At 70.3% G+C, this 13,890-nt stretch carries 8 protein-coding genes and 1 tRNA gene; 2 read left to right on the plus strand and 7 right to left on the minus strand.

Annotation, left to right across the window (positions count from 1 at the left end):
• The 4 genes from cas5e to casA all read right to left on the minus strand — a co-directional run bounded on the left by cas5e (position 1) and on the right by casA (position 4,558).
• Complete coding sequence (cas5e, locus tag PV419_RS29310; protein WP_319694077.1) at positions 1–864, minus strand: type I-E CRISPR-associated protein Cas5/CasD; 864 nt, start codon at positions 862–864, stop codon at positions 1–3.
• A complete protein-coding gene (gene cas7e / locus PV419_RS29315) occupies positions 864–2,015 on the minus strand; it encodes a type I-E CRISPR-associated protein Cas7/Cse4/CasC (protein WP_319694079.1) in 1,152 nt (383 codons plus the stop codon). The genes cas5e and cas7e overlap by 1 nt, the downstream gene beginning before the upstream one ends.
• A gap of 135 nt (positions 2,016–2,150) precedes the next feature.
• Complete coding sequence (gene casB, locus PV419_RS29320) at positions 2,151–2,675, minus strand: type I-E CRISPR-associated protein Cse2/CasB (RefSeq protein WP_319694206.1); 525 nt, start codon at positions 2,673–2,675, stop codon at positions 2,151–2,153.
• A gap of 158 nt (positions 2,676–2,833) precedes the next feature.
• Positions 2,834–4,558: a type I-E CRISPR-associated protein Cse1/CasA gene (gene casA, locus PV419_RS29325; protein ID WP_319694080.1), complete on the minus strand. Its 1,725-nt coding sequence runs from the start codon at positions 4,556–4,558 to the stop codon at positions 2,834–2,836.
• A gap of 2,253 nt (positions 4,559–6,811) precedes the next feature.
• On the opposite strand from casA, the gene PV419_RS29330 reads away from it, so the two are divergent.
• Positions 6,812–8,065, plus strand: coding sequence for a tyrosine-type recombinase/integrase (locus PV419_RS29330; protein WP_319694082.1), 1,254 nt, complete (start codon positions 6,812–6,814; stop codon positions 8,063–8,065).
• Positions 8,066–8,239: 174 nt separating this feature from the next.
• On the opposite strand, the gene PV419_RS29335 is transcribed toward PV419_RS29330, so the two are convergent.
• Both PV419_RS29335 and PV419_RS29340 read right to left on the minus strand, forming a co-directional pair.
• Positions 8,240–8,313 (minus strand) — tRNA-Pro (locus PV419_RS29335).
• Between the two features lie 201 nt (positions 8,314–8,514).
• Positions 8,515–9,459: an alpha/beta hydrolase gene (locus tag PV419_RS29340; RefSeq protein ID WP_319694084.1), complete on the minus strand. Its 945-nt coding sequence runs from the start codon at positions 9,457–9,459 to the stop codon at positions 8,515–8,517.
• A gap of 239 nt (positions 9,460–9,698) precedes the next feature.
• Here PV419_RS29340 and PV419_RS29345 point away from each other — a divergent pair, with 239 nt between their 5' ends.
• Positions 9,699–12,941 carry an amidohydrolase family protein gene (locus PV419_RS29345; protein WP_415925402.1) on the plus strand — a complete coding sequence of 1,081 codons (3,243 nt, stop codon included), beginning with the start codon at positions 9,699–9,701 and terminating at the stop codon, positions 12,939–12,941.
• Positions 12,942–13,059: 118 nt separating this feature from the next.
• Here the strand turns inward: PV419_RS29345 and PV419_RS29350 are convergent, their stop codons facing one another.
• Entirely contained in the window at positions 13,060–13,806 is a 747-nt protein-coding gene (locus tag PV419_RS29350) for a helical backbone metal receptor (RefSeq protein ID WP_319694086.1), read from the minus strand.
• Between the last annotated feature and the right edge of the window lie 84 nt (positions 13,807–13,890).

A 13,890-nucleotide genomic window follows, 5' to 3' on the forward strand; every position in this document is an offset into this window, starting at 1 on the left:
TCACCAGCCCAGCAGGGCGAAGGGGTCATGTCCGGCGGCCTCGTCCTGGCCGTTGATGACGTTGGCGTCGGGCTGTGGGAAGCCGGTGGGGATGCTCAGCCAGCCGTGGCGTACGCGCCGGCTCGTGAAGCTGCGGGCGTAGGGGTCGAAGGACACTGGGGAGTCGTGGAGGACATCGTCGCCCTCGGGGTCCTCGATGGTGACCGAGCGGTCGATGCGCGCTGGATACAGGGGATGGTCGAGGTCACGCTCGCGTCCGCACTGAGCGGCGTACTGTTCGCGAGCTCGCCGGGAGGCCTGCCACGGCTCCTCTGCCAGAATGTCCTCGAGGCTTCCCTCACGGAGCCCGAGGGATACCGGCTGGGTGGGCGGGCAGGAGCGGCGCCCGAGTGCGAGTGGGAACGCGGGGGCACGGACGGCGTGGTCCAGCGTCTTCATCAGCTCGCGAGGACCACTGACGGCGGCCAGGAAGACCGCATCCTGGAGGTAATAACGGGTGGTCACATGGGTGTGTTTGGGCGGTGAGGTCGGCTTCTGGAGGCCCTTGGTCGAGACGCCGGCCTGAGGCAGGGGGCGGCCCCGGTAGTCGCTGACGGTGTGGTAGTCACGCAGCATCGTCCCGGGCTGGTCGACGCGGATACCCAGGCGCAATGGAAGCAACTCGTCGAGGGGTTCCTCGCGGGCACGTCCGGCCGCCGCAGCCAGCAGGCCGATCACGCCGGATTTAGTGGGTTCTGCGCTAGTCTCGCGCCGGTTGAAGGCACTGCGTGAGCCCCATGCCTGGAGCGGCCCGGCCAGCCGGAGCAACAGTACCGTCTGGCTATTGCTTTGCGTTTCTTGTGAGCCGGTGGAAGGTGTTGTCATCAGGCGGCCTGCTTGACGGTGTCGGTGAGGTAGGCGCGAAGACCGGCCAGGAGCTGGGGGAAGGTGACGGCCTCACCGAAGGTGTCCGTGAGCAGCTCTGTGGTCTGTCCGCTGTCGGTGAAGGTGTGGCACAGGGAAGTGAAAGCCGGCGTGTCTCCCCAGGCCCGGGTGGCCGTTGCGTACTCGCGTGCGAGACGGCGGGCGGAGGCCGCTGCGATACCGGAGGAGGTCGCGACCGGCTCTTCGAAGGCGGAGACGAGATTGACGGGCTGGTCGTCGCGCACCACGACCGCAACCAGGCTGGGCAGAGTCCGGTGGGCAAAGGAATTGCCGTAGCCGGTGGGCATGGAGCGAGCGAAGGAGGTAACGAACTCCTCGACCGCGGTGACGGCCGCCTCCTGATCCGTGAGGTTGTGCAAAAGCTGGTGCAAGCCGACTGACGCGTAGCGGTAGAGGGTGGCGGAGTTGAAGCCGATGGTCCCGATCATGCCCGCACCGGTCTCCTCCCCCTTCTTCGTCTCGTCGTCGACCGCTGTGAAGTAGTCGAATTCCAGCTCGACCGCATGGGTGGACAGCGCATGAGCCACCTGTGTGGCCGCGTCGACGTTCAAGGCCGGGATGTCGGCGACCATGCGGCCGAACAAGGCGACGTCCATGGGGTGACCAGTGCTGAATTTTTTCTGGACCGGCAGCTGCTTGATCTCGGCGGCCAGCTCCGTATCGTCGAGAGCGGCGAGTTCGGCGGCCCGGTCGTGGATAAGCGCGGCCACGTCGTCGAGCTGGCGATGGCCGTAGAAGAACAGATAGGCGGTGTCGCCCTCCTTCTTGCCGGCACTGATCTTCAGCGGTGCCAGCAGTGCGCCCGCCAGGCGGGCCGAGGCCTCGGTGTCCAGGCCGGTCCGATCGGCGATCCTGTCGGCGAGGGCCCCGTTGATACGCCGGGTGCGGGTGGCCAGGTCCTGCTCGGGTACCCGCTCGGTGAAGTGGACGCGGGTGGCACGCTTCCACGCTTGGGAGGAGACCCGGGACCGGCGGACACCGCCGTAATACGCCTCTTTGGGGTTGCCCTGGTCGTCGCGGTTGAGGTTGGCCGGAGGCACGGTCTGCAGGATATGGACATCGACGTAGGTACGAGGCGGGGGAAGTGCCATGGGGTCCTCCGGTGAATCGGTCGGTGAAGTGCAACGGGTGCGGTCTTTACACGCTTCGCTCGGCGAGGTCTTCCAGGACGGTGGCGGCGTGGCTCGGCGTGAGCAGGCGAGCACCCAAAGGTCTGTGGGTGAGCTCTAGGAGGCGTTCACGGGAGCTTCCGTGTCCGGTCGCGACCCCCAGGTGTGGTACGCGAGTCCCCAGGTGCGGCGGACACGCCGGCGCGATTCGGGGTAATGCCAGTCCTTGATGTCACGCAGCAGTCGGTCGTAGTCCAATGGCTGCCCGATGGTGCGCAGTTGTGTGACCAGTCCGCGCAGTCGGTACACCAGGGTGGGCACGGAAGTGGCGTTCACCGCGGCCGCGACCCGGCGGTCAATGGCCTCCTCGCTGAAACGGTCGCTGCGGCGCAAGGCGCGCAGGGCGTCCCCCACACTCGCTCTGGGCTTGTGCATGGGGCGACGCTGGCTTTGCTGATGGAGGCCGTAGAGCGACAGGGCCGCGTGCTCAGCCTCGAGTTCCGGGGTGACTTGCCCGTCAGTAGGACTGGTGTAGAAGGGCCAGAGCGCAGGAACGGTGGCCGCGGTATGTCCCAGCCCGGACCTCAAGGCGGCCAGATCTTCGCCAGGGGGCTCCATGGGTGCCTTGCTCCTGGGATCCATGCGCCAGGTTCCGTCGGTTCGGACGTACTGGGCCCAATAGCGTGTGGTGGAGGTCGTCGAGGTGCTGGTGGGGTCAGGGGTGGTGGGCACAGCGTGCACCCTTCCTGCGGAGAGCTCGATGGTGGTGGTGTCCTACGCCGAGTTGCCGCGGCCAGCGCTCAGGCGGCCTTACGTCGAGCAGCCCGGCGGGGGAGGATCGCGTCCATCCGGTCTCGGAATCCGCGCTCGGCAGTGCTGAGCCGATACACACGCTCCTTGCCGTCTTTGGCCACGATCCGACCGCTGAAGAGATTGGGAGCCGCAGTGGAAAAGACCTGCTCGGCTACCTTCCATGTCTCCCGCCCGGCTTTCTCCTCCCACGCCTCGAGCCCTTGCTCGGATCGGTCGAAATCCTCACCGACCTCACGCAGCCCGACCAGCAGGCGTCGCATCAACGGATCGAGAGCGTGCAGCAGGGTCTCCCCCGGGCGCTGTCCCTTGTCCCAGGGAATCGGCTCACTGCCGGCGGCCCGCCGCAGGTCGGAGGAGAGATTGTTCACCGCACCGGCAAGCTTCTCCGCCTGCGCCACAGCCTCCAGCACGCAGCCGAAGATGATGCCGTCCGGGTTCAACGCGGCCAGTGGCAACGGGATTTCATCGAAGAACACATCTTCAATAACTGATGATTGGATGCCGTAGACCATGCCGGTCAGCTCCAGCCGCAGCGGATACCCCAGAGGCAATCCTTCCCGCACCACACTGAGCTGATCAAGCAGGACGCTGGTATGGAAACCAGTGTGAGTGTCCGTCGCCTCACGCTGTTCGCTGACATGGCTGACGGCCAGTAGAGCCTCCAGACCACGCCAGGCCGCCCTGCCTGGCTGATGCCGACGAGGGCGTACAGCGGATGCCGCCCCAGGCTTTCCGGCCTGCTTCTTCCGGGCTTTTGCGCTCTCGACAATCCACGAGGTGTGCGGTTCGTGATCGGGCGCCGTATCGAGCCGGTCACCAGCTGCGACAATGACTCGCTGGACCCGTACTCCCCCCTGAGTGTCCTCAGGGACAAGCCGGATACGCCGCGCCTGCCACGTCCACACATCCAGCAGCCCGCGGGACGGGCGGATCTGCCAAGCAGGCGTGGCACACGACAGCGTGTCCTCGACCCTGCCCTCGACGGCGCGCCGCCGCCATTGCGGCAGGTCATCCGACAGCGGAGCCTGACCGAAGGGGATGTTCAACAAGAGAGTTTCAAAAATGGTGCGCCCCACCGGCATGACGACGCCCAGCTGCCCCAGGGGCCCGACTGGGTTACCGGTCGTCTTGCCTGCTTTGACCTGCGGGTCACCGACGACACCGGTTTTGATGGCGGCCGTGTCCCAGCAGTGCGTATGGACCAGCCAGCGGGCTGCCTGCGCCGGGGTGAGGGGCAGCGGATCTCCCTCAGTGCGGGAGGAGAACAACGGCACGTTATTACCCGTAGCGGCTGTGGCGACCAGCAGGCTTGATCCCTTGGTCTCACCCTTCGCCGTGTGCAACCCCGCCACCTGAGCGAAGGGATCGACGGCATCGAGCAGATCGAAGGACCGGCGGTGTTTATCCAGGTATGCAGTCAAGGCTGCACTCTGCTGAGGCGAGAAGGCCCCCGCACGGAACATGTCCAACCACTCGGCCGCATCCGCAGGCGGACCGAGAGCGTCGACGACGATCGGCAACAGCAACTGGCGGAAGATCGCGGGCTTCTGCGTGGGCAGGTCGACCACGATGTCCTGGAACTGATCTGCGCTCAGAAGGAGACGCCGCACGCCAACCTTCTCGAGCGAACCAAGCCCGCCCTGCGGCCCTCCCCTTGCAACCGTGCCGACAGTCCTCGCAGACAGCCACGGCTCATCCAGCAAACTGAACAAAATTGGGCTCCCCTCCCAATTTCCTCCGTCTAGCGACGTGGCGTCAGCCTTGCACACCGGCCCACAGCTCCGCATGATGAATGCCAGAATCCACCTGCCCCAGTCTTACTCGCCAGCACACCATCGCGGGTCGGGGATGTTCCGTTCCTACGTCTGCACCGCGGGTTGTCCCCGCGAGCGCGGGGATCACCAGGGGTGAGCGCGGGTGAGGCCCGCGCCCGCCCTCGGTACAACCCTTAGCCCGCGCAACGGGGTGATCCGATCCGCCAGAGGCGGGCCTGGGACGACCCCGCAGACGCGGGGAGCAGCAAGCCTTCAAGGCCATGTGCCTCCCTTTTCGACACCACCCCAGGCCCGGGAAGCAGGCCGACACGGCCGCCTTCTCCAGAGCGGTCACTTGACCACCCCCGGGGTGCGGTAGCAGTCCAGCCCGCCCGCAAAGTCCTTGGTGGTCTTGGGACCATGCCTGCGGGCGCGGGGAGCAGCTTGTGGGCGGGCTTCCGCTTGGAGTCGCGGAGGGGACCATCCCCGCCGGTGCGGGGAGCAGCCCGCGACTTCCCTCGCAACCGGCCCGCCGCGGGGGACCATCCCCGCGGGCGCGGGGAACAGGGACTGCCAGTGATCACGCCCGCGCAGGCGGCGGGACCATCCCCGCGGGTGCCGGGAGCAGGCCAGGCTGCGGGCCCAATAGAAGACGACGGTGGGACCATCCCCGCGGGTGCCGGGAGCAGATCCGCAGCAAGACCTCGGCGTCGAGTCCTGCGGGGCCATCCCCGCAGGTGCGGGGACCAGTGTTCGATCTGCAGCCGGATGGCCGGCAGCGTAGGGCCATCCCCGCGAGTGCGAGGAGCAGCATCCCACGGCCTGACGGTCGCGCTGCACCGCGGGACCATCCCCGCAGGTGCGGAGAGCAGTATCGAGTGGCGGACCTCCTACAGCCGCACCGGGGCCGTCCCCGCGGGTGCGGGGAGCAGACATCCATCTCAGGCTCGCCACGCAGACCCGCGGGACCATCCCCGCAGGCGCGGGGAGCAGTTGGGGCTGGAGCCGCCGAAGCGGGCAGAGCCCGGGACCACCCCCGCGGGTGCGGGGAGCAGCGCGCGTTCACCGCGGGGTCGTACAGCGCCGTGGGACCATTCCGCGGGCGCGGGGAGCAGAAGGTCGTCGGCCCGGTGAGGCGGATCCGCCGGGGGCCATCCCCGCGGGTGCAGGGAGCAGTGGTGGCTCAGAATCCAGCCCAGCACGCCCGCGGGACCATCCCCGCGGGTGCGGGGAGCAGGCTGGGGTTCTGATGGCCATCGCCTTCGAGGCGGGACCATCCCACCGGGCGCGGGGAGCAAACTGCCTCTCCCCTGTTCTTCTCTATACGTGTGGGACCATCCCGGCGGGCGCGGGGAGCAGCTCTTCGAGGAGGACCGCACCGACCGTGCCGAGGGACCATCCCCGCGCGCGCGGCGAGCAGTCCCTACGTTGCCGGTACCGCCGTACATGTTGAGGACCATCCCCGCGGGCGCGAGGAGCAGCGAGACTTCTCAATCTCAGCCTTGAGGCTCACGAGACCATCCCGCGGGCGCGAGGAGCAGACCGGCGACAAGTTCGCCGCCGGGTTCGTCAAGGGACCATCCCCGCGGGCGCGGGGAGCAGGTGGACACTGCAGCCGTGCTCTCCCTCGTCGCGAGACCATCCCCCCGCGAGTGCGGGGAGCAGAGCTTGCGGGCCGCGATGGTGACCGGCGGCTGGGGACCATCCCCGCGGGTGCGGGGAGCAGCCGGCCCCGGGCCTCAGGGGCCGCAGACTCAGGGACCATCTCCGCGGGTGCGGGGAGCAGTGAGTTCGGCGAGGTTGATGTATGCCGAGTTCGGGACCATCCACACGGGAGCGGGGAGCAGGGGTCGATGAGGTTCGCGCCGTCGCATGGCCCGGGACCATCCCCGCGGGTACGGGGAGCAGCAGACTCCGCGACCTGCGGATTTACCGCCGAGCGTCCCCAGTATTGAACACTTCCAGAGATTCCGACATCAAGAACATAAGGACATCGCTTCCCGTCGAGACTTTGCCCAGGGCTCTCACGCTACAACCTTACGGCTGGTCGACGCTCCAAAGGGGTCGCTGCCGGTCAACCTCCTTGAAGAACTTCTTGTGATGGCAAGGTGATGGCACTCGCCCTCACTACGCCATGATCAGCCACCTGTTACGCCGGGCATCGGCGCATCCAGGGTGGAGTCACGCACTCCCCCACCGGAGGTGAACCAAGTGGCTTCTCAGTCTCCTGAACGCGGCCGGGTGTACCGGCGTTGCGGCTGCCGTCGCCCGGACGGCCGGCAGTTCGGCGCCAGCTGCCCCCGGCTCCACAACGGTTCAAGGCACGGATCCTGGGCTTTCGCTGTAGACCTGCCCTCGGCCGACGGCAAGCGCCATCCGCTGTGCCGTAGCGGATTCGCCACGCGCAAGGCCGCCGAGACAGCGCTCGAGCGCGCCCTGGAGTCCGAGCGGACCGGCCTGGACTGCAGCGAGGATCTCACTCTGGCCACGTATCTGGGCGAGTGGCTGCGTCTCAAGGAGAAGGTGCTCAAGCCCACCACGTTCGCCCGCTACCGCGACCACGTGCACGCCGATCTCATCCCGTCCTTCGGACGGCTGCTCCTGACCGATCTGCGGGCCCGGCACGTCACCGCCTGGAGTGAGGCCGAACTCGCCCGCGGACGCGGGCGCACCGCCGTCTACCGGATCGGCGCCACCTTCTCCAGCGCGCTTGGCCATGCCGTGCGCACGCGTGTGATCGCGGCCAACCCGTGCCGGTATGTGCTGCTGCCCCGTCCGGTCGCGCCGGAGCGGATCTGCTGGAATCCCACCCAGGCCGCGGCGTTTCTGCGGCACAACCACGCTCACTACGGCGATCAGATGGCCGATCTGTTCGAGCTGCTTCTGGGCACCGGCATGCGGCGTGGTGAGTCCCTGGGGCTGCACTGGACGGATGTCCACCTGGCCGAGCGGATGCTGCTGGTGCGCTGGAGCCTGACGGCCGTGAACAACAACCGCCTCTACCTCGGCCATCCCAAAACCAAGGCCAGCCGGAACTGGGTGAGCCTGGCCCCTCGCGTGGTCGCCGCACTCGAGCGCCAGGCCGCGCTCGCCCGGGCCAGCCAGCCCAAAGGCACACCGCTGGAGGGGCTGGTCTTCTGCCGCCCCGACGGCTCGCCGCTGCGCCCGCAAGGGGTGCTGGTCGAGCTGCGGCGGCGCGCCACAGAGCTCGGTCTGCCGCGGATCGGGGTGCACGACCTGCGACACACGGCCGCCACCATCATGATCAGCTCGCGGGTGCCGCTGGCGGTGGTCTCCAAGACGCTGCGCCATTCGACGCTGGCCACCACGGTCAACCTCTACGGCCATCTGCTCCCCCATGCCGCCCGCGACGCTGTCACTGCCATCGGCACCGCCCTGGAACGCGCCGACCGCAAGCACGCCACCGCCGATACTGGCGGTGCGTCAGAACAGCGGGCGGCCTGAACTCTCCGCCCGCCCTGCTTACCGCTTGGGCTTCTCGCTGCTGCGGTGCCCCTGGTCAGGGGCACCGTGGCGGTGGCGGCTTAGCGTTCACCGGATGTCATCACGTTGCCATCACGTGTCACACGAACGCAAACAGCGGGCCTGCCATCACTGGCAAACCCGCTGGTCACACCGTCGGGACGACAGGATTTGAACCTGCGACCCCTTGACCCCCAGTCAAGTGCGCTACCAAACTGCGCCACGTCCCGGTGCTTGTCCGGCTGGGGCTCTGGCCCTGGCCGGTCGCGCAAGAGAACAATACCGCACTTCAGGGGGTGGTCGCTGCCACCTTTCGGTGGGGGCCTGGCGGGCTGGGGATGGATCTCTTGGTTACGGTGGGTTCGAAGGCGATGGCACAGCGTGCCCAGATTTGGCTGGTTCTCTGACTGAAGGGGGCTGGCGTGAGGGGCTCAGGCGTGGGTGTTCAGCCAGGTCAGTAGGTCCTGCTGGACTTGGTCACGGTTGGTCTCGTTGAGGATCTCGTGCCGGGCGTCGGGGTAGCTCGTCCAGCTCAGGTCGTGGGTGCCGAGGTAGCGGAAGTCCTCGAGGAGTTCGTGGACCAGTGTCAATCGCTGGTTGCACGGGTCCTCGGCGCCCACGGCGATGTGGACCGGCAGCCGGGTCGGGATGCGGGCCTGGTTGTGGGGGTTGTTGATCTTGCGGACGGCGCGGACCCAGTCGAGTGACAGGCCGGCACTGAAGGGGAAGCCGCATCGCTCGTCCGCCCTGTAGGCGGCCACCTCCGTGGGGTCACGCGAGAGCCATTCGTAGCCGGTGCCGGGTTCGTAGGGGTCGTTGAAGGAGGCAAAGAGTTCGGTGGTGAAGCCGGACAGGGCGGTGCGGCCGCGCCTCTCGATTTCGGTCTCGAGGCGGGCGATGGCCTCGTCGGGATCCGTCGCGGGCAGTGAGCGGAAGGTGCCGGAGAGGATCAGGCCGGACAGTTCGCCGCCGTACTCCTGGGCGCAGTCGCGGGCGAGCATCGAGCCCATGCTGTGGCCCAGCAGGAACAGTGGCGTCCCGGGGAGCGCCTGCCGGGTGCGGTCGCCGATGGTGCGCAGGTCCGTGACGATGGCCCGCCAGCTGTCGCCCTCCTCGCCCACGACGCCGAAGCCGCCTGTGGAGGCGGCGGTCGCGCCGTGGCCGCGGTGGTCCGAGGCGACCACGGCGTAGCCGTGGTCGCACAGGAAGCGGGCGAAGCGGTCGTAGCGCTGGGCGTGTTCCGCGGCGCCGTGGGCGATCTGGACGATCGCGCGAGGGGTGCGGGCCGCCTCCGGTAGCCAGGTGTAGGTGGCCAGGCGTACGCCGTCCGGGGTGGGGAGGTGGTCGGTGTGGTGGGTGATGCCGTCCGTCGGCATGCCGTCTCATCTCCTGTGCGGGCGGGGAGGGGACCGGATCACTCTTCCCTCTGAGGGACGGGATCACTCATTCCCCCTGAAGACGGGGTCCGCTTTCCCCTGCGCCGCGCCTCGGCGTCTTCTCCTCACACGATCCGGTCAGAGTGTTGACCCCGGGCCCGTGGCCTGTGAAACGATCAAGCGCTGCACGCACCACTGCACACTCCTGCTCCGCACAACTACGTGTTCCAGGAGGACCGTTGGAGACCGCAGACACTGCCGCCACAGCCGAGCCCGTCGCCGACGACGAGCCTGTTGCCGATGACGCCGCGCCGCCCTCTCTCTCCCGCCGCCGCTTCCTGCAGGCCGCCGCCGGTACCGCCGCCGTGGCCGGGGCGACGGCCGGGTTGCCCGTGCAGAGCGCCGCCGCCCAGGCGCGGCAGGCCTCGCTCACCTTGTCGTTCACCGGGGCCACCAACGGCGCCGCGACGCTTTCCCCCTCCGGTGACCGGCTGGTCGTCGAGGTCCAGAACGTCCTGTGGTCCCTCCCCCGGAAGGGCGGCGCCGCCACCGCGCTCACCCCGCCCGACCTGGAGCCCACGCGGCCCGTCTTCTCCCCCGACGGCAAGCTGCTGGCGGTCTGTGCGTACCGGGGCGGCGGCTTCCATCTGTGGACGCTGCGCCCGGACGGCTCGGATGTGCGTCAGCGAACGGACGGGCCCTGGGACGACCGGGGTCCGGCGTGGTCGCCGGACGGCACCCGGATCGCCTTCGCCTCCGAGCGCGGCGGCGACCCGGTGGCGGGCAGCCCGTACCGGGTGTGGGTGCTGGAAGTGGCCACCGGGGAGCTGACCCGGCTGACCGGGGTGCCGGGGCAGGACGGGCCGCTGCAGGACGGCGCCTGGGAGGACTTCGACCCCGGGTGGTCCCCCGACGGCGAGCGGGTGTTGTTCGTCCGTGGCCGGCTCGCCGGGACGGCGCTGGACGCCCGTACGGTCGCCTCGGTACGGGCCGACGGCAGCGGGCCGGTGACATTGGAGCACACCGAGACGGCCGCCGGGGTCCAGGTGCTGGCGCCCTCGGTGTCGCCCGGCGGCACGCTCGCCTATCTGCGGACCACCCCCGCCCCCGAGGCCTCCTGCACGCTGGTCGTGGACGGTGCGGCCGTCCCGGTGGCGGGCGATGTGCAGCCGGTGCCGCCGCGCTGGACGGACGGTGGGGAACTGCTGCTCACCGTGGACGGGCGGTTCCGGCTGGTGCGGCCCGGGGCGCCGGGCGACGGGGAGGAGATACCGTTCAAGGCCGCCTTGCCGGTCGACCGGCCGCGCTACCGCGTCAAGCGGTACGACTTCGACAGCGGCGGCGGGGCGCGGCCGGTGCGCGGGGTGCACCTGCCCGCGCTGTCCCCGGACGGGCGCCGGGTGGCCTTCGCCGCGCTGAACTCCCTGTGGGTCGCGGACACCACCGGCGGCCGTGCCCCGCGCCGGATCGTGCGGGCCGCGCCCACCCGCTATCTGCTGGCGCCGACGTGGACGCCCGACGGGCGCGCGCTGGTCTACGCGGACGACCGCGACGGGCTGCTCGCCGTACACCGCCGGGACCTCGCCTCGGGTGAGGAGACCGAGCTGGCCTCGGGGGGCCGGGTGCATCCGGCACTGTCCCCCGCCGGCGACCGCCTCGCCTGTATCGACATGTCGGGAAACCTGATCGTGCGCGACCTGGCCGCCGGCACCGAGCGCGCGCTGGCCGCGCCGCTCGGCGGCGGTGGGCTGCCCGGCAGGCCGAGCTGGTCGCCGGATGGACGCTTTGTCGCCTATTGCGATCGCAACCGGCTGAACCAACGGTTCCGCGAGGGCTACAACCTCATCCGGGTCGTGGACGCGAGCAGCGGCGCGGCCAGGCTGTACGCCCTGGCGCCGCACACCTCGCTCTCCGACCGCTACGACTCCGGCCCCGTCTGGTCCCCCGACGGCCGCCATCTCGCCGTGATCGCCGAGTCCGCCCTGTGGCTGCTGCCCGTACGGCCCGACGGGACCCCGGACGGCGAGCCGCGCCGGCTGACCGAGGAGAGCGCCGATCACCCCTCCTGGTCGGGGGACTCGCGCTCCATCCTGTATCTGTCGGCGGGAAAGCTGCGGCTGCTGGACGTCGAGCGCGGCACGGCCCGCACCGTGCGCGTCCCGCTCGAGCACCGGCGCCCGAGCCCCGCCGACACCGTCGTCCACGCCGGGAGGTTCTGGGACGGCACCGGGGACGACGGCACCGTCCGCGACGACGTGGACATCGTGGTGCGCGGCGGGCGCGTCACCGCCGTCGAGGCGCACCGCGCCGGCCGCCCGGCGAAACGCCGCGTGGACGCCTCCGGGCGCACCGTCGTGCCCGGTCTCTGGGATGCTCATACGCACCCCTGGCAGTACACCTACGGCGCTCGGCAGACCGTGCTGCAGCTCGCCTACGGCATCACCACCGCCGTCTCGCTCGGCGGCTTCGCGTACGAGCAGGCGCGGCTGCGCGAGGCCATCGCGGCGGGCGCGCTGGCCGGGCCCCGGCTGCTGGCGACCGGGGAGCTGCTGGACGGGCCGCGCGTCGCGTACAGCATGGGCCGGGCGCACCGCACTCGGGAGGGGCTGCGCCGCTCGCTGGAGCGCGGCGCGGCGCTCGACTGGGACTTCGTCAAGACGTATGTGCGCGCGCCCGGCTGGATCATGGAAGAGGCCGCCCGCTTCGCGCACGACCGGCTAGGGGTGCGCACCGGCAGCCATCTGTGCTCGCCCGGGGTGCAGCTGGGGCAGGACCTGACCACCCATCTGCAGGCCACGCAGCGCCTGGAGTACGGGCATGCCACCACGGCGACCGGGCAGTCCTTCCAGGACGTCACGGAGATCTACACCGCCACGGACTTCCGTCTGATAGCCACGCCGTTCACGGCTTCGCCGCTGGTGGGGGCCGACCCCTCGCTGGCCGAGGACGAGCGGGTGACCCGGCTCATGCCGCCGTGGGACACCGCCTTGGTGCGGCAGCTCGCCGAGACTCCGCCCACCACCGCCCAGCTCGCCACCCTGCGCACCGAGATCGGGGTCTACCGGCGGATCCTCGCCGGCGGCGGGGTGGTCGCCCTGGGCACGGACGCGCCGCTGGTGCCGGTGGGGCTCCATCTGCACCTGGGGCTGCGGGCGCTGCACCGATACGGGCTCTCGGCGGCGGAAGCGCTGCGCACCGTGACCCTGCTGCCCGCGCGGGCGTTCGGCGCGGACCGCGACCTGGGCACGCTGGAGGTGGGGAAGCTGGCGGACCTGACGGTCGTGGACGGCGATCCCTTCACGGACTTCGACTCGCTGGTGCGCACGGTGTCGGTGCTGCGCGGCGGCGTGCCGTACGGGCGGGACGACCTCGTCCGGGCCTTCCCGGAGGGCGGCCGGGTACGGCACGGGAAGTCGGCGGAGCACTGGCTGGAGGTGGGGCGGCTGCTGCGGCGGGACACCTGCTGCGACGCGGAGAGGTGAGGGCGCCCGGTGGTTGGGCGTGGCGTGATGACGGCGTGCGATGGCGGCGCGTGGTGTGTCGTACCGCGCATGACTTGATCGGGGCGTGGGCGTGCGTGCCTTGGTTCCGTACGGCCCCTCATTCGCCCGCCCGCCTCCCCAGCGCCGCGCCGAGGGCAGCCGGCGCCTCCGCCAGCGAGGGGCCGTACCAGGTGAGATGGCGGCCGCTGACCAGCGCCGCGGGCAGGTCCGGGAACGCCTCGGGGCCGTCCTCGGCGGTGAAGCGGTACGGCTCGTCGGGCAGCACCACCAGGTCGGCGCCCGACGCGTTCAGCTCGGCCAGCGGGACACGGGGATAGCGCTCGGCGTGCTCGGCGTGGACCAGGTCCACGCCGAGCCGCGCGAGCAGGTCGCCCGCGAAGGTGTCACGGCCCAGCACCATCCACGGGCGGCGCCAGATGGGAACCACGGCGCGCCTCCTGGGCCCGGCGGTGGCCGGCAGCCGGGCCCAGGCCGCCTCGGCCTCGTCCAGCCAGCCGGGGCGGGCCAGGCCGCAGCCGTCCACCAGCACCCGTTCCAGCTCGCTGAACGCCTGCTGAAGGCCGCGCACCTCGGTCACCAGGACCGTCAGGCCGGCGGCCCGCAGCGCGGCGAGATCGGGCGCGCGGTTCTCCTCCTCGTTGGCGATCACGAGATCCGGGGCGAGGGCGGCGATGCGCGCGGTGTCCGGGTTCTTGGTGCCGCCGATCCGCTCCGCGCCCAGCCCCGCCGGGTGGCTGCACCAGTCGGTCACCGCGACCAGCAGGCCGGGGGCGGTGGCGGCCACGGCCTCGGTGAGCGAGGGGACGAGGGAGATCACGCGCCGTACGGGGATACCAGGGCTCATGGACTCAACCGTACGGATGGCATCAACCGTACGGTTCGAAGGCGGCACCGCGGCCCTACGGCCGCCGCCGCGGGCCGGAGCGCT

Source organism: Streptomyces sp. ME19-01-6, assembly GCF_033793745.1.
Lineage (GTDB): Bacteria > Actinomycetota > Actinomycetes > Streptomycetales > Streptomycetaceae > Streptomyces.